The following is a 25,325-nucleotide window of genomic DNA, read 5'->3' on the forward strand; positions in this document are numbered from 1 at the left end:
AGAAAAAACTTCGGTATGCACCGAAGTTACTATTTTAAGTGATCTGCTGTTAAAACAAAATGCACTTGATATGAAATACTTTTAATATGGTCACCAATACGCTCTAAATATTTCGCAGCGAGTTGAGATTGACCAGTAATGAATGAATCCGGCATATCGAACACGTCTGACGTTGTGATTTGAACAAACAATGCATCAATATCACTATCTCGATCGATAATTTCTTTTAGCAAAGCGATATCTTGTTCGTCATATGCTGTTTTTACATCGACTAACATCAAATGTGCAAGTTTTTCCATCGTTCTTAAGCGAATAATCAACTTATCATTATCGATAATCGTACGTTTTCTGACTTTGTACAAGTTACTGATGTTTTCACTGATTCGAAGCAACTCATAAGAGACCTTTATGCTTGAAATAATGACTCTTAAATCGGTTGCAACAGGCTGTTGTTTCGTAATGATATTAATCGATTTATTATTGATTGCTCTTTCAAGTTCAATAATTTTTTCGCCTTCTTTAATTTTACGTCGCGCAGTCTTCGCATCTTCGTTTTGTATTGTATCTACACAACCGACAAGGCGTTCATTAACAAGAACGCCTAACTCAATGACTGAATCATGTAATTCAGCCATTTCTCGAGTGAATTCTTGTCTAGGCACCATATTTAACCGAACCTACCTGATACGTAATCTTCCGTACGCTTATCGTTAGGATTCTCAAAAATTACATTTGTGTCATCGTGCTCAACGACATAACCTTCATAGAAGAATGCAGTCGTGTCTGAGACACGTGCTGCTTGTTGCATGTTATGTGTCACAACGATGATACTGTAGTTCTTTTTAAGTTCTTTCATTAAATCCTCAACTTTAATCGTTGAAATTGGGTCTAATGCACTCGTTGGTTCATCCATTAAAATAACATCTGGCTCAATTGCTAATGCACGTGCAATACATACACGCTGTTGCTGACCACCAGATAATCCATAAGCATTTTCATGTAATCGATCTTTTAATTCGTCCCAAATTGCAGCATCGCGTAATGAAGATTCTACAACTTCATCAAGAATTTTTTTCTTTTTAATACCATGAACACGTGGTCCATAAGCAACGTTATCATAGATTGATTTCGGGAATGGGTTAGGTTTTTGGAATACCATACCAACTTTAGTTCTTAACTCTTCTTTTGTAAAAGATTTTTCAAAAATGTCACGATCTTTATAGATGATTTGACCTTCCGTTCTAACGATTGGAACGAGTTCAACCATTCTATTTAATGATTTAACAAATGTTGATTTACCACAACCTGATGGTCCAATAATTGCAGAGATATCATTTTCTTTAAAGTCTAAGTTAATATCTTGTAACGCATGGTTATCGCCATACCATAAATTAAAGTTTTTAGATGAAAATACGTTCTTTCTATTATCATTTGAAAGAGTGCCAGCATCCGTTGAACTTACAATGTTTTGCTTTTTGATGTTTTTAGTTTCTATTTTAGTGTCGGGTGTCATAAATATCCTCCTTCAATTAATACTTTCTAGAAAACTTGTTACGTATAAAGATTGCGACTGAGTTCATTGCGAGTAATATCGCTAATAGTACTATGATACCAGTTGCAGCGAGATCTGAGAAGTCGTGCTGTGGCATTTTAACCCACGAATAAATTTGCATTGGCATCGCCTGGAACGGGTCCATCACAGATGATGGTGTTCTGAGCAATGTCGTCGGTACCCCGATTACAACGAGCGGCGCTGTTTCACCGATTGCACGAGATAATGCAAGGATTATACCTGTAATAATACCAGGGATAGCAGCAGGCAGCACAATTCTTGATACGGTTTGCCACTTTGTTGCACCCATACCAATCGATGCTTCTCGCACTGAACTTGGTACAGCTCTGATTGCTTCTTGTGAGGCAACTGCAATAACCGGTAAGATCATTAATGCGAGTGTTAAACCTGCAGCAAGTACTGAGTTCCCCATTGACATCGCACGAACGAATAAACCAAGACCGAGTAAACCGAATACGACAGAAGGTACACCCGCTAAGTTAGAAATGTTGATTTTAATAAAATCCGTCACTCTTCCTTTGCGTGCATATTCCTCTAAGTACAACGCAGTACTTACAGAAAGAATAATGGCAACTGGTGCTGTCACGAGCATGAGCCACAGTGAACCAATAATTGCACCATAGAATCCAGAGACTTCAACATTACGCGCAGAAGCAAAATTTGTAATGAAATCCCATCTCAGGAATCGTAAACCATCGTTCAATGTATCATAAATCAACATTGCGAGTACAAGTAAACCGACGAGCGTACATAGGAAAAATACGACCATTGCTGTGTTGTTCCAGAAGAGGCGTGATGTTCTTTTATTGTCAATAATTTTTTTATCGATTAAACCCATCTTAATACTCCTCTCTAAAACGTTTAGATATCCAGATTGATATCATGTTCATTAAAAATGTAAAGAAGAACAACGTTAAACCAACTGCATATAAACTATAGTAGATATCTGTACCAAATGCAGTATCACCGCTCGTAATTTGAACGATAAACGCTGTCATCGTTTGCAATGTCGACGTAATATCGAGACTGAAGTTTGGATTAGAACCTGCGGCAATCGATACGATCATCGTTTCACCAATCGCTCTAGAAATTGCGAGAACGAATGATGCCATAATACCTGAGATTGCTGCTGGTATAACCACTTTGAATGTCGTTTCTATTTTTGTTGCACCCATTCCGTATGATCCTTCGCGCATTGCACGTGGAACAGAACTCATTGCGTCTTCACTTAAGCTGGCAATCATCGGTATGATCATAATACCAACTACGATTCCTGGTGAAATTGCGTTAAATAAATCAACTTCTGACCAAATACTTCTTAAAATTGGTGTAACGAAGTTTATTGCAAAGTAACCGTAAACAACCGTCGGTACACCAGCTAAAACTTCAAGAATTGGTTTGATAATTCTTCGGATTGTATCACTTGAATACTCACTTAAATAGATCGCTGCGCCTAATCCGATTGGCATAGCAAAAATTGCAGCGATGATTACGATTCTAAACGTACCACTGATCAATGCCCAAATACCATATTGAGCATCGCCTGAATATGGTCGCCAATCAGTTCCAGTAATAAAATCAATGAATGGAATACGTCTAAAGAATTCAATGGACTCTGATGCGAGTATGTAAAGAATTGCAATCGTTGCTAAAATTGAAATTGATGTGATTAAGAACAAAATAGTTGGTATTAACTTTTCTATCGTATTGGAGGAATTACTTTTGTTCTTATCAATCATTTCCTGAACATTATAGTTTTTTGTCATATGATGAACCTCGCTTTCATTTGAAAAGAGCGAGTAAATGTTTCTACTCGCTCTCACCTAGCTTATTATATTATTCTCACATGAAGAATACCAGACATATTTCAGTCTTTTGAAGTCGATTATTCAGCGTCTTCTTCTTCAGCGTCTTCTTCTTCAGTGTCTTCTTCTTCAGTGTCTTCTTCTTCAGTGTCAGCTTCTTCTTCAGCATCTGCATCTTCTTCTGTTTCTTCTTCAGCATCAGCATCTTCTTCATCAGCTTCTGGTGCATCGAATTCTACAGGCTCAACGTTAGGAAGTTTGTTGTACTGCTCTAATACTGCAGCGTCATCTAAAGGTACATAACCAACAGCTTCAGCAGCTTCTTGAGAGTTGATAATTACATACTCTAAGAATGCATGTGCACTCGTGTTTTCAGCTAAAGCACCTTGGTCAGCATATACGTATAATGGACGAGCTAATGGGTAAGTGAAGTCCATAACGTTTTCGAATGTTGGTTCTGCTGGCTCATCCATGTCAGGAGACTGGATAGCAAGTGCAGTTAATGAATCTTGGTTTTCCATGTAGAAGTTGTAACCGAAGAAACCAATTGCAGTTTCGTCGTTAACTACTGAACGAACTACTTCGTTTGTATCTTGGATTAACTGAACGTTGTCACCAACTTCACCGTCTTCACCGAAGATAGTTTCTACGAAGAAACCGTGTGTACCGTGGTCTTGAGTTGGACCGTAAACAGTGATTTCTTGATCAGGGAAGTCATCGCGAACTTCACTCCAGTTCGTTGCTTCACCTGAGTAGATAGCAGCTAATTCTTCAAAAGTTAAATCTTCAACGAAATCGATGTTTTGGTTTACTGCAACAGTTAAACCGTCAGTAGCTACTAGGTATTCTTCCCAGTCCATTTCGTTTTCATCTAATTCAGCAGCTTCTTCTTCTTTAATATCACGAGAAGCGTTAGCGAATTGAACTGATCCATCGATTAAAGCAGAGAAACCAGAACCAGTACCGTTACCACCAAGTTCAACAGCTAAGTCGTACTCAGCAAAGAAATCTTCAACTAATACGTTTAAGATTGGGAATACTGTAGATGAACCTTCACCAGCAACACTTGCTTCTGTATCTACTTCAGAAGTTACTTCTAAACCTTCTAATACTTCACCAGCTTCTTGAGCTGATACGTTGCTTACTGAAAATGCTGTAACTGCTAAACCAGAAAGTAAAGCAAATGAGAATAAACGTTTTTTCATCGTATAATTCCTCCAAAAATTAATTATTAATCTTACACTAGATATAATAAAACATGAATGTAAATCTAGAATGAATTAATTGTAAAGATTAAGTAAAGGTCCATACTTTTAAAATGTACCTCTGACAAAACCTTGATAAATTTCTTCGAAATCATATTGGAAATAAGACTGAGCCGGCTGTCCCTCATAGAGTTCATAATACTTATTGATCACGTCTCTTGAAATGTGATTTGTCGGAAAATACGGAATGACAAGTGGCATGTGTGGGATCACGACAGAAAATGCCATCGATGGTTCCTCATACGGTGCATATCCTACAAAGGTATGGTTTAAAACTTGCTCTCCTTCATAGAATGCTTCAGCTGTACCTGTCTTACCTGCAGCTTCTGGTTCAAGATCACTATGTGTTAAATAAGCAGTTCCCCATAGATTTCTATTCTGATCAGAGCCATGGAACACATCGTGTAAACCGAGTTGAATTTGTCCGAGCTCAGTATCATTCAATTCCAATATATTTAACACTTCAGGACCCTCACTTGCAATGATTGGACTTTCATTATTTGGGTCTCCTTTTCTCACTTCTTTTACGATGTTATGTTTCATGCGTTGGCCATCTGCAGCGATTGTTGAAATATACTGCAATAACTGCATGTTTGAATACGTATCTAACTGACCGATTGAGAAGTTTAAATATTCCATTGCATTGTAATCAAATGGAGGACTGATGCCTTCTGCTTCATTCGGTAAATCTAGACCAGTTGACGAACCAAGACCAAATGACTGGAAAACGCTTCTTAACTGACGTCCAGCCGTCTCTACATTAGCAGGCACTTGCATGCCTTCTACATACGGTTCACCTGCGAGTAACAATGCAGTTTGGAACATATAAATATTTGAAGACACCATCAGTGCTTCTCTATCCGTTACATCATAAACGCTGTTTCTATTAAAGAGAGATGTAACTGAAGTGCCATCTTGGAACACCATGCGTCGATCCGTCACGATGTGTCCGGGTGAATATAAATCATTGATGTAACCTGCTGCGATGACCGCAGCTTTAATGGATGAACCGACTGCATACGTCGTCGTAAAGTTGGCATAATCAAACTCCACAATATTACCATCATCGTTAATCTGTTTGCCGACCATTGCTAAAATATCACCATTGTTTGGATCCTGAACAGCTAACAGTACAGTTGACACATGATCGGGTATAATCGTATAATCAATATTTCCTTGTGCGTCATTTCTCTCCGCTGTGCGCTCTGCAATGCTTCGCAATTGTAAAAGATGATACTCTGCTAAATCTTCTAATTCCTGCTGCAATTCAATATCAATGGTTAAGTAAATATCATCCCCCGGTGCGCCAGGGTCAAATACTTCTTGATTAATGACTGTACCTGAACGGTCCGTGCTATATTTAATTACTTCTTTTTCACCGCTCAGTACTTCTTCATACATGAGTTCTAAATAGCTCTTACCGACTCTATCATTTCTTGAGTAGCCTTGAGCAACATAGTATTCTGCGAGCTCAGCTGGCAAACCTTCTGTTGCAGTAGAGACATCACCGAGAATCACGCGTAGCGATTCATCATAAGGGTATTCGCGTTTCCAGTCCATCCCTGTCGTCACACCGCTAATCGGGTCAATGTTTTCATTGATATCTGCAAATTCTTTTTCAGAGACACCTTCGTTCTTAATAATCGTTGGTTGCAGCTCTTGTGCATTGACCATTTTGATATATATTTTGATGAGATTTAAATCGTCATCATCTAATATACGATCCATATCATCCATCGTTGATACGTCATAAAATTCTTGTGCAAGATCGTTAAACGATAAACTCCCTGTCTGAAACATATCATATTGTTCTGGGATAATATTTGATACATTTTCGAAATAGTTATTCAATACGAAATCTTGTCGATCACGTAAACCGACAGTTTCGTCTGGCATCTCAATTACTTCACTCAATTCTCTAGCGATGCTTAAAATATCATTGGGTAGCATATTGCGGTGTCTTGTGAAAAATACAGTGCGGACAGATTCATTTCCGACGAGTAATTCTCCATTTCTGTCATAAATATTACCACGTGGTGCACTGTTATTTACCTCAACGTATGACGCGTTCTCAATCTGCTCTTGGTATGTATCGCCTTCAACGATTTGAAGTTGTCCTAACCGAATGACAAGAGTTAAACATAATAAAAAAACAATCAAGAGTATGAAGTTAATTCTTGATTTTAATATTTGAGGCGCATTTATTTTATAGTTTTTGATTTTAGTACGTTTCAAAATGCTCATTCCTTCAAAACTTAATAGAATAATTTTAACATAATTCGGGGTGAATAAGATATTTTGAACACAAAAAAAGACGCATGATAATCATGCGCCTCAATTTAAATATTATTTGTTAGCATTGTAAATTTCTGTAACTTTGTCCCAGTTTACTACGTTCCAGAATGCTTTTAAATATTCTGGGCGTTTGTTTTGATATTTTAAGTAGTAAGCATGTTCCCAAACGTCAACACCAAGTAAAGGTGTTTGACCATCAGTTACTGGGTTATCTTGATTTGGTGTAGAAACAACTTCTAGTTCTCCGTTGTTTAATACTAACCATGCCCAACCAGAACCGAATCGTGCAGCACCTGCAGCTTCAAATTCTTCTTTGAATCTATCAACAGAACCGAATTTTGCATCGATTGCGTCTTTTAATTCGCCTGATAATTCATTTTGTTCTGGAGATAATACTTCCCAGAAGAATGAATGGTTATAGTGTCCACCACCGTTATTTCTAACAGCTGTTTGAATATCTGAAGGTAGGTCTTTGTATCCTTTAACAAGATCTTCTAAAGATTTGTTTTCATACTCAGTACCACTTACAGCGTCGTTTAATTTTGTAACGTAAGTGTTGTGGTGTTTAGAGTGGTGAATCTCCATTGTTTCCTTGTCAAAATGTGGTTCTAATGCATCATATGCATAAGGTAAATTAGGTAATTCAAATGCCATAATTATTCTCCTCCAAAAGTTTATTCTATACTAAATATAGCAATTAGATGATAAAATAACAATGATGCAACTCACGGTTATTTAAAATCAACCAAAAGTACGAGATACAAGGATGACATATAAAATATGACAAGCTATTTTAACTACTTTATACGTGCCCTCACTTTTAAAAAGTACCCACTTTTTCGCACAGTAAACTTTAGATACTTACTCTATAATTTAATTTTGATTACATTACTGTTGATATTACCAAGTGCAATTTCATTGCTTTCAACGGTGAATCAGATCAATTCAATTTCAGGCATAGAAGATGAAATTCCATCATTTGAAATTAGAGATGAACAATATTTTGGAGAATCAAAAGAAATAACAATCCGAGAAGAGTCTTTTATCTTTGACGAAGATCTGACAAGTGAAGATGTGGTGACTTTTGACCAACATATTTTTGCAGGATTCATTCAGGATGGCATTTATATCAGAGACCTGCAAAATGATGTGCTTGGATACTTTTATATCGGCGGGATTCAAGATGAGGATGATTTAAAAGCATTCATTGATAGACATCTTTCAAGCATATACTTTTACTATTTCGTGTATCTTACATTACAATTCTTCTTGATGATTGTTATGGCAATCCTATCGCTTACAGTAATTAGTTATGCATTAGATGCGGTCAGTCGTATGATGAAGAAAAAATCACGGTTTATGAATTGGTTTAAATTTGTGACATTTATCTGTATCATATTACTTGTACCTTACGTATTGATTCAGATAATTTTCGGTTACTCATTCTATCTGATTATCTTACTGTCAATTCCGTTTATCGTACACTATTACAATAAGTTGCCAGCAAATCGTAATAAGAAACCAAATATTAATTAAAAATATATGCAAGGAGCACTGATTGATATGACTCAGTTAACAAATAGAAAAGACACACGTCCAGTGCGTGTCGGAAATTTAGTAATCGGCGGAAATGAAGAGATCGTTATCCAAAGTATGACGACGACGAAAACGCATGATGTCGAAGCAACAGTTGCTGAGATTAATCGACTGGAAGAAGCAGGCTGTCAAATCGTACGTGTGGCATGTCCAAAAGAAGAAGATGCCTTAGCGATTCCAGAAATTAAAAAGCGCATCAACATTCCACTCGTAGTGGATATTCACTTTGACTATAAACTCGCACTGCTTGCAATTGAGGGCGGCGCAGATAAAATTAGAATTAATCCAGGTAACATCGGGCGACGCGAAAAAGTAGAAGCCGTTGTCAATGCGTGTAAAGAAAAAGGCATTCCAATTCGTATTGGTGTCAATGCCGGAAGTTTAGAAAAACATATCATTAAAAAATATGGATTCCCTACTGCAGATGGTATGGTTGAAAGTGCGATGCACCACATTAAAATCTTAGAAGAGTTAGACTTCCATGACATCATCGTTTCGATGAAAGCGTCGGATGTCCATTTAGCAATCGAAGCATATACGAAGATTGCAGAACTGATCGACTATCCACTACATTTAGGAATTACAGAAAGTGGTACGCTGTTTGCCGGTACAGTTAAGAGTTCAGCAGGACTCGGCGCAATTTTATCTAAAGGTATCGGAAATACGATGCGTATCTCATTATCAGCAGACCCGGTTGAAGAAGTTAAAGTCGGACGCGAACTATTAAAGACATTCGGACTTGCGAGCAACGCAGCAACATTGATTGCATGCCCTACATGTGGACGAATTGAGATCGACTTAATTTCGATTGCGAATGAAGTCGAAGAATATATCGCAGATGTGAAAGCACCACTAAAAGTTGCAGTCTTAGGTTGTGCAGTTAACGGACCAGGAGAAGCACGAGAAGCAGATATCGGTATCGCGGGTGCACGTGGTGAAGGATTACTCTTCATGCACGGTAAAACAGTTCGAAAAGTACCAGAAGAAACAATGGTTGACGAACTGAAAATGGAAATCGACAAGCTTGCTGAAGAGCACTACAAGAAGTTAGAAGAAGAAAAAGAAGCGTTGGAAAATCAATAGAGTGAGTATGAGAAACGGTCATGGAATCTGAAGTATGGGATTCCGTGGCTGTTTTTTTGTGAGATTATGTTTTGGGTCGCTACTTCAGAGTGATTTTCGAGCGTGACATAGTGGTAATTAAAAATTCACATTCCTTTTCCAAGAGCTGCCAATTCACTAGACTTTTTAAAGTCGAATTGGCAGGAAAATGTAATAAGTGCCAATTCAGACTGTATTTTTATCTTGAATTGGCAGGCAAATCAAAAAGCTGCCAATTCAAATCCAATTTATGATCTGAATTGGCAGACAAGAATCAAGACGTGCTTACTCTCTGCATTTTTTCTCCCTGAGTAAGCTCGAAACATAAAACCGTACTCACTCAACATAATTTTCGAGCTTGAGTAAGCACGGCACACCATTTTTCAAATATTTACATCAACAAGTATCGAACTAATCCCAATATAGCGAAGCACAACAAGATGACACCATTACCTATTCCAGTAATCGTACTATTACCGACTTCAAACTTCTTAGCAAGCCATGGTGAGATGACCGCTATGATTATCATGATTGCAGCTAATAAATATAAACTCGGATCTTCAAAGACATCAACTAGGAAGATAAAGTGGATGCCTACCAAGAGGCCAATCCACGGTGCAACGTAATCTCCCAATTTCTTTCGAATCAATATGAATGCAACAATCGCACCAATAATTAGTTGTGCATAGAAAACAATCAGGTACATAGTAAATGCATCCATCTCTGACAAAGCTGAAGATTCACTCCAGTTCGTCACACTAAAATACACACCAACTGCACTGACTATCAATGCGATTGCAGATCCGATTCCAAGATACTTTCGCCAGCTTTGTCTTGGATTTTCCTGTGCCCATCCAAACCAAACAAAACTGAGTATGCCGAAAATAGCTGCGTACATCACATAGTCTCTTATAAATTCTTGCTCCATCAATCATTCACTCCCTGTTTAAGATATACGTGAATGCTGAGTGAGACAATCCTTCAAAATTCTTTACGATAAATAGCGAAACATTGCCGAGCGTGTTTCGTTGGCACAAAATCCAATTTGCATGTCCGTGAGTAAGTCTCATTGGCACGCAAACCAATCTGCGTGTCTATGAACAAGTCTCATTGGAACGCAAATCAATCTGCGTGTCAGTGAGTAAGTTTCATTGGAACGCAAATCAATCTGCGTGTCAGTGAGCAACTCTCATTGGAACGCAAATCAATCTGCGTGTCTATGAACAAGTCTCATTGGAACGCAAATCAATCTGCGTGTCAGTGAGCAACTCTCATTGGAAAGCAAATCAATCTGCGTGTCTATGAGCAACTCTCATTGGAAAGCAAATTAATCTGCGTGTCTATGAGCAACTCTCATTGGAACGCAAATCAATCTTCGTGTCTGTGAGTAAGTTTCATTGGCACGCAAACCAATCTGCACGCCAGTGAGCAACGCTCATTGGCACGCAAACCACAATAAAATCGAACCACAAAACCTCACTTAACTAACCATACCCCACTAAAACCTACGCACACTTCTCACAATAGCCATACAACTCGACTTTATGACTATTTAATTTCACATCACCAAGCTCATTTTGCCATTTTTCAACTGGGCAGTACTCCACCACTTGCGTGACACCGCATCGCTCGCAAATAAAATGGTGGTGATGGTGTGTCACGCATGCAATTTTATAATGCATCTCTTGATCCAGTGATGTTTGCTCAAACACGCCAATATCCGTCAGTGTATGCAAATTTCTATAAATCGTGTCATAACTGATCGTCGGAAAATAATCTGCCAATTTACTTTGAATCTCTTTGGCACTCATATACTTTTCATCACCTGCAAGCACTTCTATTAACTTTAGTCGTTTATCGGTTAATTTTAAATTATGTTCTTTCAGCTGTTCTTTATACTGATTGATCATCTAATTCACCTCTTTGTTTGTGATTGCTCTTTTTCAACACGGTCGCAAGTAAAATGAGTAATGACACGAGTACGATTGTACCACCTGGTGAGATGCTTAAATAATAGCTTGCTACTAGTCCTAATATGACCGCAATTTCTCCAAATATGACGGAGACGAACATCAGCTGTTTAAAACTTGATGTCACGCGCATGGCACTGGCTACGGGCAGTGTCATCAATGCGCTGACGAGTAATATACCAACAATTCTCATCGACGCACTGATGACAAGTGCTACTACGATGATGAACGCGATTTGAATCCATTTTGGTGCTTTCATCACATTTGCATACTCTTCATCAAATGATAATAAGAACAATTCTTTATAAAGTATAAAAATGAAAAGACATACAATGACTGCGATGATTGCTATTAAATAGAAATCGGTCTTACCGACCGCACTGATGCTACCGAATAAATAGGCAAACAAGTTATTGTTAATACCATCTGCCATCGATAAAAGTACGATACCCATGGCGATACCTGCACTCATAATAATTGGAATCGCAAGCTCTTTATAGTTACTGTACACAGTGCGCAGTCGTTCAATACCGAGCGCCCCAATAACGCTGAACACTATTCCAGTGACAAGTGGGTTTATCGTCACTGCAAATATTGAAGATAACCATACACCAAATGCAATACCGCCGAGTGTGACGTGACTGAGTGCATCCGCAATCAATGACAAGCGTCTGATCACGATAAACGCACCGATCAGTGGTGCAATAATACCGACAATCAAACCGCTCAGTACGGAATAGCGGATGAAATCAAAAGTTAAAAATGCTTCGATCATGAGCAGCACTCCCGGTCATGGTCATGTGAGACGAATTGAATTGGAAATCCATAAATTTTTGATATTTCCGCTTCATCCAACTGTTGGAAGTCATGGTTCGATCCATGGAAGTGCAAGTGCTCATTAATACACGCTACACTGTCTGCCTTATCGACAACGACGCCGATGTCATGTGTGACGAGTAAGATTGTGACTTCTTCATTTTTAAGTCTGCTGAGCACATCATAGAATTCTCTGACGTGTCGCGCATCAATTCCGACTGTTGGTTCATCCAAAACTAAGATTGACGGTTTCGTTACCAACGCACGTGCTATGAATACGCGCTGTGTTTGGCCACCCGATAATGCAGAGATATTTTTATCAGCCAAGTCTTTAATATCGAGTAGCTCTAATACACGGTCACGTGCTGCTAAATCTTGCTTATTAAATGATTTGAATAACCCTTTTTTCTTCGTCAATCCACTTAGTACAACTTCGGAAACAGTCGCTGGAAATCCTTTTTGGAAGCTGTTTGATTTTTGGGAAACATAACCTACTTCATCCCAGTTGTTAAATTTTCTCGAGCGTTTTCCATTGATTAATATTTCACCCGTTTGAATGGATAACAATCCAAGTATCAACTTCACAAGCGTCGTTTTCCCCGAACCATTTGGTCCAACAATTGCTAAAAAATCACCTTTATTAATCTTTAAATTGATATCTTTTAATGCCGGTGTCTTTTCTGGTCTATCTGTATAGACGTAAGATAAATCCCGGACTTCAAATATTGTTTCTGACATTTCATTCTCCTAATTCGTAATCATTCTGATTAAACTATACAAGAAAATTGAATTCTCGTAAATAAAAAAGCAACCGTATTTACGATTGCTCAATATCTTTCATATTTGGATTGATATCAACGAGTAAGTTTTCGTTGAACACGCCACTTTTAATCATTTCAATCTCATGTTTGTATGGTGCACGCTTATCAGTCTTATCAAGTCCCACAAACGGTGTCTCTAAAATCTTAGGCACCGATTTAAACGCATCATGTGTAATGATGTTATGCAGTCGATCAAAACCGATATGACCGAATCCGATGTTCTCGTGTCTATCTTTTCTCGCACCGACTATATTTTTAGAGTCATTCACGTGAACGACTTTAATACGATCTATTCCGATAATTTTATCGAATTCATTTAAAACACCATCAAAGTCATTGACGATATCGTAGCCTGAATCATGAACATGACATGTATCAAAACATACACTCAAACGCTCATTATTCGTGACACCATCGATGATCATTGCGAGTTCTTCAAATGTTCTTCCCATTTCAGAACCCTTACCTGCCATCGTCTCTAGCGCAATCTGTACATCATTTTTATTTGATAAAACTTCATTTAAACCTTCGATAATCTTCTTAATGCCATCGTCTACACCTGCACCGACATGTGCACCGGGATGAAGTACAATCTGTTTCGCACCGAGCGCTTCTGTTCTGACGATTTCGTCTTGTAAGAACTCAACACCTAAATTAAATACGTTTGGTTTAATCGTATTACCGATGTTGATGATGTATGGTGCGTGTACGACAATATTATCAATACCATTTGCAGCCATATGTGCCTTACCCGCTTCAATGTTCAAGTCTTCGATAGGCTTTCTTCTCGTGTTTTGTGGCGCACCTGTATAAATCATAAATGTGTTCGCACCATAACCTGCTGCAATTTCACTCGACTCTTCTAACATTCTCTTACCACTCATTGAAACATGTGAACCTAATAGCATGTTGAATCCTACCTTTTCTTAGATTGTTTTGAATGCTTGCGTCTTGCTTCTCTTTTAAGCTGATTTAACTCTTCTTGGAACTTCTTCTTATAGCCCGGCTTAACCTTTTTGCTACGTCTCACTTTATGAACGAGTTGCTTTTCTAACTCCGCTTCCTTACGGACACGTGTCGAACGTTTCTTTCTCGACTTAACGGGTGCGAGCGCACCGTCGATGATATCTTCATTGTTAAATTTATACCCTTTTTTCTCTAACCGATCGACCAAATTCTCGTCTCTATTCGTATACAGCGTAATTGCCACACCTTCATAGTTTCCACGACCAACGCGACCAACACGGTGTGTGAAGAACTCTTCTTCCTTCGGTATATCATAGTTTATCACATGTGATGCACCATCGATATCCAATCCACGCGCAGCAAGGTCACTTGCCACAACCCATGTATATTCTAAATCACGAATACGCTTGATCTCATTTTTGCGTTCACGTGGTTTTAATCCACCATGGAACAATCCGACGTCTACGCCTTCAGACAACAAGAAATCATAGAGTTCGTCCACACGTTCCTTTGAATTCGCAAAAATGATCCCAATATATGGCGTAATTGTTTTTACGAGCTCCAATGTTTTCTGTTGTTTGTCGTCATCTTTCACTTGAACTAGACTAAAATGTATCGAAGCCTTGTTCTTTGGTGTCTCAATGACAATCACATCAATATCTCCGATATATTTACGTAGAAACACACGAAGCTGCTCTGGAATCGTCGCTGAAAATACTAAAAATTGACTGCCTTGTTTTAAATGTGAAGCAATCTGATTAATCGTATCTAAAAATCCTAAATCAATCATAATATCTGCTTCATCAATAACGATTTTCTGTGCAGCGGATACTTTCAAAGAACCAGACTGAATTAAAGATAAAATTCGATTCGGCGTACCAATTACGATATGCGGTTGCTGTTCTGCGCGCTCCATATCTCGATTTATATCATTACCACCGATAAACAGCTGTGATTTATGCTCAGGGAATTTTTCTAACAATACTTGAGTCATCCCATACAATTGTCTGGCTAACTCACGTGTTGGAGCAAGTATAATCGCTTGCGTTGTATTTTGTTCAGTATCGATATCGTCAACAATCGGAATTAAAAAGGAATGGGACTTACCACTACCTGTCTCAGACTGAACGATCACCTGTTCACCGCGACCTACTTTTGGAATGACACGCTCCTGCACAAGTGTCGGATGTGTAAATCCAATCGATTCAATCGCCTCTAGCATATCATCTGAAATTTGAAATCTTTTAAATGCATTCATGTTACTCACCTACTTTTCTCTATTAACAATATAATATTATACCTTAAGTATGAGTTACATGCGAATTGTGGCGATAACATTTCAAAAACGTATTGGTTTCAGTTATAATCAGGGAGAAGGAGTGGATATCGCATGGATATTATTAAAATCACACCACGTGGATACTGTTACGGAGTTGTAGATGCTATGGTCATTGCAAGAAATGCATCGCTCGACAAATCTTTACCACGTCCAATATACATTCTAGGTATGATCGTACACAACAAACATGTAACGGATGCTTTTGAAGAGGAAGGTATCATTACATTAGATGGACCGAACAGACTAGAAATTTTAGAAACGATTGATGAGGGTACTGTAATCTTCACAGCGCATGGTGTTAGTCCACAAGTAAAAGCACGAGCAAAAGAAAAAGGACTCGTCTGCATCGACGCAACATGTCCAGACGTAGAAGTGACGCATGAGTTGATTCGCAATAAGACAGAAAAAGGATACAAAGTCGTTTATATCGGTAAAAAAGGACATCCTGAGCCAGAAGGTGCTGTCGGTGTTGCACCGGACGACGTATACTTAATCGAAACATTGGAAGATGTTGAGGCCCTGCCATCAACGCTTAATGATTATCCATTGCTTGTGACAAACCAAACGACGATGAGTCAATGGGATGTCAGTCACTTGATGGATGAATTAAAAGTTCAATTCCCGCATATCGAAGTGCATAAGGAGATCTGCTTAGCGACACAAGTGCGACAAGAAGCAGTTGCAGAACAAGCAGGTCAAGCAGAACTCTTAATCGTCGTTGGTGACCCGAAGAGTAATAACTCGAATCGATTAGCACAAGTGTCTAAAGAGATTGCACATACGAATGCATATAGAATTAGCTCATTATCAGAGTTAAATACAGATTGGTTTAAAGGTATCAATTCAGTTGCGATTACAGCCGGTGCTTCTACACCGACACCGCTTGTAAAAGAAGTGATTGATTATATTAAAAATTATGATGAAGCAAATCGCGTACATCCAGAATCAAATGTACCAAACAGAAAAATCTTACCGAAAATTAAAAATCCACAACCAGTTAAGATTATGGATTAATTTTGATAGAAAGAGTCGACTTAAAATATCGGCTCTTTTTTTATTCAAACGGATTCGTATTTACTCTACTTGCTTTCACAGGCAAACCAGAAACTTTATCTTCTAACAGATCTTTAAGTCCATTCATCATCACCACTTCAATAAAATGCCCTACATCGATGATATTTTGCTTGTTCAACTTCGCATCATACGCTTCATGATACTTTACATCTCCAGTAATCAGCACATCAATGCCTGCTTTAAACGCATCATTGACATAACTCATACCTGATCCTCCGATGATACCAATTGACTTGATTGGTGCATCATTCGCTCGCACTAGATTGATTGACCCTGATATTTCTAATACTTTAATTTTTTCAACTAAAGCATCTAATGTTGTTTCATCTGACACTTTAACACCAAGTCCGATTTCAATCTCACGCTCGAGTGTCAGTACATCAAACGCTGGTTCTTCATATGGATGCACTTGATATAATTGTTCGATTACTTGTTTCTTTAAATGCGTTGGGAATATTGCTTCGACAATATATTCCTCAACAACCTCAAGTTCATTGTTTTTACCGATATGTGGATTCGCATTTTCATTCGGTCTAAACTGGCCTTGAACTGGATACTCAAAAAAGCACTCTGAATAATCGCCTTGATTGCCGACCCCGACTTTTGCTAATCCTGTCTTAATCGCTTCGACATTTTCTTTCGGTACATTCACACGCAATTTTTGATAATCCTCTGTCTGTTTAATCAGCACTTCTGATTCATTAAATCCAAGTGCTTTTGCAATCATGTGACTGACGCCATACGGTTGGAAATCAAGTGGTGTATGAATTGAGATTAAGTTAATATCATGCTTGATCAACGTGCGAATAATCGATCCTATTCCATCTTCAGTTACCTTGCTGAGTTTAGAAAAAATTAATGGATGATGGCTGACGATTACATTTATGTTTTGATCAATTGCTTCTTTAACGACATCTGGGTGACAATCGAGCGTTGTCAAAATGCCAGTCACTTCTGCTTGCTCATCTCCAACAAGCAGGCCATTGTTATCCCACGACTCACCGTAATGTAGAGGTGAGATATTATTGACTATATTTAGTAGATCATTAACCTTCATGTTGAATCACTTCCTTTAACTCACTAATTTTTAGTTCGATTTGCTTTATATTGTCTAATGAGGAACCAAGTCTCATCTGCGCTTCAATACGCTGTTGGTGCTCGAGTTCCCGTCTTAGCATGTCTATAAACAATTCATCACGTCGTTTTAGGAATACTGGTCCAAATTTTAGTTCTTGCTCGGTATAATTTATCTGTTCGTCACTCAGCTCAGCCACGATGATTTCGTAATAATGATGTTTATCTTTGACGACTTTTTCATTTAATATTGTGTAATTAAAAGCCTGCAATATTTTTCGTATTGGATATGTGTACGTATTTGCTTGTACGACTATTTTAGGGCGTTGGTTGATTGTTTGTAGACCTTTTTCGAGTATCGAGGCAATGAGTGGTCCACCCATGCCACAGATAGATATCGTATCGATTTGATCTGTAGGTTCGACGACTTCTAGTCCATCTCCAAGTCTTACATCTACACGGTTCGTGTAACCATACTGTGCAACATTCTTTTTTGATGATCTGTATGGACCTTCTACAACTTCTCCGCAAATTGCTTTTTTTATGATATTTTTTTTTAGTGCTTGTATTGGTAAATAAGCATGGTCGGAACCAATGTCGAGTAACGTTGGTCCCTCTACATAACTTAAAACCGTATTTAACCGTTCATCTAACATGCGTAAACCTCCATAAAAAAACTTCTACATGGCCTCATGTAGAAGTTTTATATTAACTATTCGAAGTGTGCAGCTAATACTTCTAAATCTTCGTCACTGATTTGGTCAGTTGAGAATGCTGGCATTGGACCTTGACCTTCACGTACAACTGACATGAATGTTTCTGGATCTTTACCATATATGTCAGGACCCATTCCACCAGTGAAATCTTGACCATGACATGAAGCACAGTTATCACGTGCGAAAGTTTCTGGATCAAAATCGCTAGTAGAAGCAGTTTCGTCTCCTTCTTCACCTGAATCATCAGATTCTTCTGTTGATTCTGAGCTATCTGCAGTATCAGTTTCGTTATTCATCTGATCAGCACCATAAGCAGAAAGTAGGAAAACCAAACCAATTCCTAATAGGATGATTAATAAAAATGGAATCGCAGGATTATTGTTCATCGTAGTTCCTCCTATATTTTTCACTCAATCTTATATACATTGTATAATATCCAACTAGAAAATCAAATACATTTTAACAAAATTATTTTTTTGAAATTAATCCATGAAATCTTTCAAACGTTTACTACGGCTTGGATGACGTAGTTTTCTTAACGCTTTCGCTTCTATTTGACGAATTCTCTCTCGCGTTACGCCAAACACTTTTCCGACTTCTTCAAGTGTTCGCGTATTACCATCATCTAAACCAAAGCGTAAGCGAAGTACATTTTCTTCACGATCAGTCAATGTGTCGAGCACGTCTTCAAGCTGTTCTTTTAATAGTTCATATGCAGCATGGTCGGCTGGACTTTGTGCTTCTTGGTCTTCGATAAAATCGCCAAGATGTGAATCATCTTCTTCACCGATTGGTGTTTCAAGTGATACTGGCTCTTGCGCGATCTTTAAAATCTCTCTTACTTTTTCAGCAGGTAAATCCATCTCTTCACCAATTTCTTCTGGTAAAGGTTCACGCCCTAAATCTTGTAACAATTGACGTTGAACACGGATTAATTTATTGATTGTTTCTACCATATGGACTGGGATACGAATCGTACGCGCTTGGTCAGCAATCGCACGTGTAATCGCTTGTCGAATCCACCACGTTGCATACGTCGAGAACTTAAACCCTTTGTTGAAGTCGAACTTCTCAACGGCTTTAATCAGACCCATGTTACCTTCTTGAATTAAATCCAAGAATAGCATGCCGCGGCCGACGTAGCGTTTCGCAATACTAACAACAAGTCGTAAGTTTGCTTCAGCAAGTCTACTCTTTGCTTCCTCATCGCCCTTTTCAATGCGTTTTGCAAGTTCGATTTCCTCTTGTGCATTGAGTAAGTTCACGCGTCCAATTTCTTTTAAATACATGCGCACTGGGTCATTAATCTTAACCCCAGGTGGTGCACTCATATCGTGTAAATTCAATTTTTCATCAGTGTCTGATGAATCTTTCTCGTTGATCATGTCTATATCATTTTCTTTGATTTCTTCAAAGAATTCATCCATTGCATCTGCATCGAGTTCAAAGTTAGATAGTTTATCGGCAATTTCTTCGTGTGATAAGTGACCTTCCTTCTTACCCTTCTCAATTAATGCCGCTCTCGCTTGTTCAACTGTTGTGAAAATTTCTAGTTCATCTGCTTTTGAAGAAGTGATTTTTTCTGACATAAACTATGCCTCCTAATAGCACATACAGCGATTAATTTTTGTGACGTACGCTGATAATTCTATATTGTTCCGTCAACCGCTTAATCTCATCAATATCCGCTGCTTGTTGTGCAATCTTTAATTGACGAGATAAAAGTTCTCTTTCTTTCTTACTATTACGAATACCACTTAAATCATCAATGTAATCATCAATGATCGATTGATTCACACCATCATTTATTTTCAGCTGTTTAATTTTTTGCAATTCTTCTTGCTCATGGGTTTCTAGTTCTGATTGAAAAGTGGAGAGATCAATAGTTCCGTGGGTTTCGTAGTAAAAGACTAACTTTCTAAATATACTATAAATCACCTCGGAAGTAAAGATTTCTGATGATAGAAATTCTTTATTTTTCATCATTAAATCTGGATCAGTTAGAAATATTTTTAACAGCTGTATTTCTTTAAAATCTCGAGAAAATAAATGTGATGACACGCGTGGTACAACTTGATTATTATTTGGGTAATTCGGCACTCTACTCTGCGATGTAGCTAGTAATTCTGGGCTTACACTGTAAAGTTCACTCACATCATCAAGTAACCGCTGCAACAGAATCGGATCTTTCACGTAACTGAGCATACGTTTTAAAAACTTTATATTTTCATTGAATCGTATATCATTTGAGCGGCTATCATCAATGAGTTGATCTGCCATATACTTAACAGCATGTGTTTTTCCATTTCTAACGAAGTAATTAAACTTCTCTTCTCCATGCTTCTCAATATATTCATCTGGATCTAAGCCATCTGGTACGCTTAACATATATACGTTTAGACCCATTTTTAGTAATTTCTCACCGTGTTTGAATTGAGCATTACGTCCTGCTTCATCCCCATCAAACATCAGTGTGACATTGTCAGTGACGGTTTTTATCGTGTTGATATGAGTATCTGAAAGTGCTGTACCCATCAATCCAACGACATTTTTTACACCGCTAGCTTTCACTTTAACGACGTCTAAATGTCCTTCCATGATGATGAGTTCACGGCTTTCTGCGATTGCGCGTCTCGCATCTGACAGATTGAATAATATTTGTTGTTTTTTGAATATATTCGTTTCACTCGTGTTGATGTACTTAGGATGATCTGAACCGAGTGTACGTGCAGTGAAGCCGATAAACGCTCCTTGATGATTTTTTATCGGTATCGTTATACGTGCTCTGAACTTATCGTAATAATCGTTCCGATTCTCATTTCTACCGATCAGACCACCGCGTACTGCGAGTTCTAAATTCATGCCGCGTTTTTCAAGTAGTTCTGTCGTAAAGTTTTTCTTTTCTGGTGCGAGACCAATCATTTCTGACTTGATTGTCTCAAGTGTGAAGCCACGGTTTATTAAGTAATTAAGTGCTTGTTCACCTTCACGCGTATCTACGAGCACGTGATGATACATCTTCGTCACAAATGCATGCATCTCCATCATCTGAGACTCCGGTGTTTCCGCTTCTGTTACACCTGATACTTCAACACCGATGTGTTTTGCAAGTTGTTGAATCGACTGTTTAATCGTTTTGTTTTCAATTTCAGCAACAAAGTCAATAACACTACCGCTTTTGTTACAACCAAAACAATTGAATACTTTGTATTCTGGATTTACGTGGAAAGACGGTGTCTTTTCATTATGAAACGGGCATAAGCCAAGATAACTCTTCCCCTTTTTCTCCAAATTGACATATTGCCCAATGTATTCCACAAGATCCACCTGATTTTTAATTTCGCTTATTAAATTGTTATTATTGTTCACAATCATCATCCTTTAATATCACGCTGATTGTCGATATATTTAATAATTTCATTTGCTGTCTCTTCAATTGCCTTATCACTCACATCGATAACAGGACAGCCAATACGCTCGATAATCTTTTTAAAATGTGCAATCTCTTCTTTTATTCGCTCATTTTTTGCATACTGTGCTGCACTGTTTAAGCCGAGTTGTTGCAAACGTTCTTTACGTATCTTATTGAGCTTGTTTTCATCGATAATCAGACCGACACACTTTTTAGGATCTATTTCTAATAATTCTTTTGGTATATTTACTTCAGGCAACACGGGCACGTTCATCACTTTATATTTTTTGTGTGCTAAAAACTGGCTGAGTGGTGTCTTGGATGTTCTCGACACACCGATGAGTACGATGTCTGCTTTCTCAAGACCTGACACATCTTTACCATCATCGAACTTTACGGCAAATTCAATCGCTTCAATCTTCTTAAAATAATCTTCATCGAGCTGGTGAACGAGTCCTGGTTCATAGAATGGTACTTCATCCAAACGTACACTCAACATCTCCAGTAATTGTCCCATGACATCGATATGCGGGATGTTTTCTTCAACCATACGGCGCTCCATGTAAGCTTTCATATCCGGTTTTACCATCGTATAAACGACAATTGCATCGTTTTCTTTCGCGACGACAATCATATCATCAATCGTTTCTTCAGAATCGATGTAAGGATAGCGAATCATAACTTCTTTCACACTTGAAATATTAAATTGTGCGAGTGATGCACGTGCTACATTTTCTCCAGTTTCTCCGACTGAGTCTGACGCGATAAGTATTTTTAGTGGACGCATACGTATACCCTTCTTGTTTCATTAGTACAGTAATTATATAACAGCATCTCATGAATTCAAAATGTATGAAACGTTGACAATTTCAGTGTGTCGGTATAATATGTGACTAAGCGAGTTAGGGACAGTGAGAGCTTAACAACATTAAAATGGCAAAGCACGAACACAAAGATTATAAATATTTAAAATGAAGTCTATTTTCAATTAGGGTGGAACCGTGGGTTTTTACTCGCCCCTAGATAACTTAACTGTTGTCTAGGGGTTTTTATATTTTAAGGGGGAAATTATTATGGAAAAGATTGTTAACTTATCTAAGACGCGTGGATTTGTCTTTCCAGGCAGTGAGATTTATGGTGGTTTAGCAAATACGTGGGACTATGGTCCACTCGGAACGGAATTAAAAAATAATGTCAGAAAAGCTTGGTGGCAAAAATTCATTCAAGAATCACCGTATAATGTCGGACTCGATTCTGCAATTTTAATGAATCCAAAAACTTGGGAAGCAAGTGGTCATCTATCGAACTTCAACGACCCAATGATCGACTGTAAAGAATGTAAGAGCCGTCATCGCGCAGACAAATTGATTGAAGATGTCATTCAAAAAGAAGATGAAAACTTCGTCGCGGATGGTTTAAGCTTTGAAAAAATGATTGAAATCATCAACGAAAGAAATATTACGTGTCCAAATTGTGGTCATCACAACTATACGGATATTCGTCAATTTAACCTGATGTTCAAAACATTCCAAGGTGTAACGGAGTCTTCAACAAATGAGATTTTCTTACGTCCTGAAACAGCACAAGGTATTTTTGTTAACTATAAAAATGTACAGCGTACGATGCGTAAAAAACTACCATTCGGTATCGGTCAGGTTGGTAAATCATTCCGTAACGAGATTACACCAGGTAACTTCACGTTCAGAACGAGAGAATTCGAACAGATGGAACTCGAGTTTTTCTGTAAACCCGGTGAAGAATTAGAATGGCAAAAATACTGGATTGAAACAAGTGATCAATGGTTACAAGATTTAGGTTTAAAAGTAGAAAATCGACGTCTGAGAGATCACGATGAAGATGAACTGTCGCACTACTCGAATGCAACGACAGATATCGAGTACAAATTCCCGTTTGGTTGGGGAGAATTATGGGGTATCGCGAGTCGTACTGATTTTGATTTAAAACAACATATGGAACATTCAAACGAAGACTTTAGATATCACGATCCAGAAACGAACGAAAAATATATTCCATATTGTATTGAACCGTCAGTCGGTTTAGACCGTGTGACACTTGCATTTTTATGTGATGCATACGATGAAGAAACATTAGAAGGTGGCGACACGCGCACAGTATTGCGTTTCCATCCACAACTGGCACCATTTAAAGCAGCTGTCTTACCTTTATCTAAAAAGTTAAGTGATGATGCAATTAAAGTTTACGAATTGCTTGCTTCAGAATTCAACGTTGAGTTTGATGAATCACAATCAATCGGTAAACGATACCGTCGTCAAGACGAGATTGGTACACCTTACTGCATTACATTCGACTTTGACTCATTAGAAGATCAGTCAGTGACAGTACGCGACCGCGATACAATGGAACAGACACGTATACCAATTGATGAAGTGAAAGCTTACTTAAAAGAGAAAATGAAATACTAAAATACATCTTGTAGGTTTTGAATAATTTGAAAGCACTTGCCGATAAAGTTTGGCAAGTGCTTTTTTTGTGTGAGTGGGTTGTTTAGTATGGGGTTTGATTTATGAAAATGGATTTGACGGACTGTGAGATGAGCTCATGGACTCGCAAATGGGTTTGACGGACTATGAGATGAGCTCATGGACTCGCAAAAGGATTTGACGGACTGTGAGATGAGCTCACGGACTCGCAAATGGATTTGACGGACTGTGAGACTTGCTCATTGGCACGAAAAAATTAATTCACCTATCACTCTGTCCCCTCTGAATGACCTGTCTCTATCAGCTTCCTCGATTTAAAAAACACACCAGTATATTCATCATAGAGATGCTCAATAAACCGCCTTAAATTCTCACCATTCTCTTGAGACATCTTCACAGAATTCATCTGTAAGATTTTCGTCTTTTTAAACAACTGCGCAAAATATAAAATCTTATTACTCACCGGGACAGTTCTTAAATGTTCGAGTTCATTAAAACAGTTCGTACAGATGATGCCATGATGTTCATAGCTGTAGCGGTCAAATAACTTATAATCCGTCTCACCACATATTTCACAATATTCCGCCTGCAGTTCTACACCGTAAAACTTCATCATTTTAATCAAGATAAAGCTCAAAACAGCATTGCGCTCGCCGCCTGCTTCTAACAGATCAAAGCCTTTTTTCAGCAATACATAAAAACCTTTTGATTCGAGGCCGCCTTCCATACCTCGGATGACAACTTCTTGTATGTAAGACGCATAGTAATACAAATCAAAGTCTTTATTGATCGCTTTATAGTTATGGATGGGCTCCACTTCAGTCAGTGTTCCCATCCCTTTATGTTTGCTATACGTAAACAACGTTTCATTAATGCCTTGTTTTAAAGTTTGAAACGCATTATTCGGTTTATTGAAACCACGCGCCATCATCGGTACTTGAACACCTTGTTCGTTCAGCATCGTGATGATTTTACTTGATTCACTATAATTTGTTTGTCTAATTACAAAACCTTGTTGTTTATACAGCATTTCTTCACCT

The 25,325-nt window shown here is 38.1% G+C and carries 24 protein-coding genes; 4 read left to right on the forward strand and 20 right to left on the reverse strand.

Going from position 1 to position 25,325, the window contains the following annotated elements:
* Positions 1-29: 29 nt before the first annotated feature.
* The 7 genes from phoU to BMW30_RS02220 form a co-directional block, all read right to left on the reverse strand.
* Positions 30-665: a phosphate signaling complex protein PhoU gene (gene phoU / locus BMW30_RS02190; protein ID WP_091473475.1), complete on the reverse strand. Its 636-nt coding sequence runs from the start codon at positions 663-665 to the stop codon at positions 30-32.
* Positions 666-667: 2 nt separating this feature from the next.
* Positions 668-1,513, reverse strand: a complete 846-nt coding sequence (pstB, locus tag BMW30_RS02195) for a phosphate ABC transporter ATP-binding protein PstB (protein ID WP_091473477.1) — start codon at positions 1,511-1,513, stop codon at positions 668-670.
* 16 nt (positions 1,514-1,529) lie between these two features.
* Positions 1,530-2,411: a phosphate ABC transporter permease PstA gene (gene pstA / locus BMW30_RS02200; RefSeq protein ID WP_091473478.1), complete on the reverse strand. Its 882-nt coding sequence runs from the start codon at positions 2,409-2,411 to the stop codon at positions 1,530-1,532.
* Between the two features lies 1 nt (position 2,412).
* Positions 2,413-3,339, reverse strand: coding sequence for a phosphate ABC transporter permease subunit PstC (gene pstC / locus BMW30_RS02205; protein WP_091473480.1), 927 nt, complete (start codon positions 3,337-3,339; stop codon positions 2,413-2,415).
* A 119-nt stretch (positions 3,340-3,458) separates the two neighbouring features.
* A complete protein-coding gene (locus BMW30_RS02210) occupies positions 3,459-4,583 on the reverse strand; it encodes a PstS family phosphate ABC transporter substrate-binding protein (RefSeq protein WP_091473482.1) in 1,125 nt (374 codons plus the stop codon).
* Between the two features lie 108 nt (positions 4,584-4,691).
* Positions 4,692-6,887 carry a peptidoglycan D,D-transpeptidase FtsI family protein gene (locus BMW30_RS02215; RefSeq protein ID WP_091473484.1) on the reverse strand — a complete coding sequence of 732 codons (2,196 nt, stop codon included), beginning with the start codon at positions 6,885-6,887 and terminating at the stop codon, positions 4,692-4,694.
* 102 nt (positions 6,888-6,989) lie between these two features.
* Positions 6,990-7,592: a superoxide dismutase gene (locus BMW30_RS02220; protein ID WP_091473486.1), complete on the reverse strand. Its 603-nt coding sequence runs from the start codon at positions 7,590-7,592 to the stop codon at positions 6,990-6,992.
* Between the two features lie 126 nt (positions 7,593-7,718).
* On the opposite strand from BMW30_RS02220, the gene BMW30_RS02225 reads away from it, so the two are divergent.
* Positions 7,719-8,474, forward strand: coding sequence for a DUF1189 family protein (locus tag BMW30_RS02225; RefSeq protein ID WP_091473487.1), 756 nt, complete (start codon positions 7,719-7,721; stop codon positions 8,472-8,474).
* Positions 8,475-8,501: 27 nt separating this feature from the next.
* Positions 8,502-9,617 carry a flavodoxin-dependent (E)-4-hydroxy-3-methylbut-2-enyl-diphosphate synthase gene (gene ispG / locus BMW30_RS02230; protein WP_091473489.1) on the forward strand — a complete coding sequence of 372 codons (1,116 nt, stop codon included), beginning with the start codon at positions 8,502-8,504 and terminating at the stop codon, positions 9,615-9,617.
* Between the two features lie 409 nt (positions 9,618-10,026).
* On the opposite strand, the gene BMW30_RS02235 is transcribed toward ispG, so the two are convergent.
* The 6 genes from BMW30_RS02235 to BMW30_RS02260 form a co-directional block, all read right to left on the reverse strand.
* On the reverse strand, positions 10,027-10,563 hold the full coding sequence (locus tag BMW30_RS02235) for a hypothetical protein (protein WP_091473491.1): 537 nt from the start codon (positions 10,561-10,563) through the stop codon (positions 10,027-10,029).
* 577 nt (positions 10,564-11,140) lie between these two features.
* Positions 11,141-11,545 carry a Fur family transcriptional regulator gene (locus BMW30_RS02240; RefSeq protein WP_091473493.1) on the reverse strand — a complete coding sequence of 135 codons (405 nt, stop codon included), beginning with the start codon at positions 11,543-11,545 and terminating at the stop codon, positions 11,141-11,143.
* Entirely contained in the window at positions 11,529-12,380 is an 852-nt protein-coding gene (locus BMW30_RS02245; RefSeq protein ID WP_091473494.1) for a metal ABC transporter permease, read from the reverse strand. The genes BMW30_RS02240 and BMW30_RS02245 overlap by 17 nt, the downstream gene beginning before the upstream one ends.
* Complete coding sequence (locus tag BMW30_RS02250) at positions 12,377-13,159, reverse strand: metal ABC transporter ATP-binding protein (protein WP_091473496.1); 783 nt, start codon at positions 13,157-13,159, stop codon at positions 12,377-12,379. The genes BMW30_RS02245 and BMW30_RS02250 overlap by 4 nt, the downstream gene beginning before the upstream one ends.
* A gap of 79 nt (positions 13,160-13,238) precedes the next feature.
* Positions 13,239-14,150 carry a deoxyribonuclease IV gene (locus tag BMW30_RS02255; RefSeq protein ID WP_091473499.1) on the reverse strand — a complete coding sequence of 304 codons (912 nt, stop codon included), beginning with the start codon at positions 14,148-14,150 and terminating at the stop codon, positions 13,239-13,241.
* 8 nt (positions 14,151-14,158) lie between these two features.
* Positions 14,159-15,466 carry a DEAD/DEAH box helicase gene (locus BMW30_RS02260; RefSeq protein ID WP_091473501.1) on the reverse strand — a complete coding sequence of 436 codons (1,308 nt, stop codon included), beginning with the start codon at positions 15,464-15,466 and terminating at the stop codon, positions 14,159-14,161.
* Positions 15,467-15,598: 132 nt separating this feature from the next.
* Here BMW30_RS02260 and BMW30_RS02265 point away from each other — a divergent pair, with 132 nt between their 5' ends.
* Entirely contained in the window at positions 15,599-16,561 is a 963-nt protein-coding gene (locus BMW30_RS02265; protein WP_091473503.1) for a 4-hydroxy-3-methylbut-2-enyl diphosphate reductase, read from the forward strand.
* Between the two features lie 40 nt (positions 16,562-16,601).
* Here BMW30_RS02265 and BMW30_RS02270 read toward each other — a convergent pair whose 3' ends face one another.
* The 6 genes from BMW30_RS02270 to BMW30_RS02295 all read right to left on the reverse strand — a co-directional run bounded on the left by BMW30_RS02270 (position 16,602) and on the right by BMW30_RS02295 (position 22,610).
* Positions 16,602-17,678, reverse strand: a complete 1,077-nt coding sequence (locus BMW30_RS02270; RefSeq protein ID WP_091473505.1) for a Nif3-like dinuclear metal center hexameric protein — start codon at positions 17,676-17,678, stop codon at positions 16,602-16,604.
* On the reverse strand, positions 17,668-18,351 hold the full coding sequence (locus tag BMW30_RS02275) for a tRNA (adenine(22)-N(1))-methyltransferase (RefSeq protein ID WP_091473506.1): 684 nt from the start codon (positions 18,349-18,351) through the stop codon (positions 17,668-17,670). Before BMW30_RS02275 ends, BMW30_RS02270 begins: the two co-directional genes overlap by 11 nt.
* Positions 18,352-18,407: 56 nt before the next feature.
* Positions 18,408-18,797 carry a c-type cytochrome gene (locus BMW30_RS02280; RefSeq protein ID WP_091473508.1) on the reverse strand — a complete coding sequence of 130 codons (390 nt, stop codon included), beginning with the start codon at positions 18,795-18,797 and terminating at the stop codon, positions 18,408-18,410.
* A 96-nt stretch (positions 18,798-18,893) separates the two neighbouring features.
* Positions 18,894-20,000 (reverse strand): RNA polymerase sigma factor RpoD, encoded by a 1,107-nt coding sequence (gene rpoD, locus BMW30_RS02285; RefSeq protein WP_091473510.1) that lies wholly within the window; start codon positions 19,998-20,000, stop codon positions 18,894-18,896.
* 31 nt (positions 20,001-20,031) lie between these two features.
* Positions 20,032-21,789 (reverse strand): DNA primase, encoded by a 1,758-nt coding sequence (dnaG, locus tag BMW30_RS02290; protein WP_091473511.1) that lies wholly within the window; start codon positions 21,787-21,789, stop codon positions 20,032-20,034.
* A complete protein-coding gene (locus BMW30_RS02295) occupies positions 21,786-22,610 on the reverse strand; it encodes a pyruvate, water dikinase regulatory protein (RefSeq protein WP_091473513.1) in 825 nt (274 codons plus the stop codon). Before BMW30_RS02295 ends, dnaG begins: the two co-directional genes overlap by 4 nt.
* Before the next feature lie 286 nt (positions 22,611-22,896).
* Here BMW30_RS02295 and BMW30_RS02300 point away from each other — a divergent pair, with 286 nt between their 5' ends.
* On the forward strand, positions 22,897-24,267 hold the full coding sequence (locus tag BMW30_RS02300; RefSeq protein ID WP_091473517.1) for a glycine--tRNA ligase: 1,371 nt from the start codon (positions 22,897-22,899) through the stop codon (positions 24,265-24,267).
* 286 nt (positions 24,268-24,553) lie between these two features.
* Here the strand turns inward: BMW30_RS02300 and recO are convergent, their stop codons facing one another.
* Complete coding sequence (gene recO / locus BMW30_RS02305; protein WP_091473519.1) at positions 24,554-25,315, reverse strand: DNA repair protein RecO; 762 nt, start codon at positions 25,313-25,315, stop codon at positions 24,554-24,556.
* Positions 25,316-25,325 lie beyond the last annotated feature (10 nt).

The sequence above is a fragment of the Aliicoccus persicus genome (assembly GCF_900110815.1).
GTDB lineage: Bacteria > Bacillota > Bacilli > Staphylococcales > Salinicoccaceae > Aliicoccus > Aliicoccus persicus.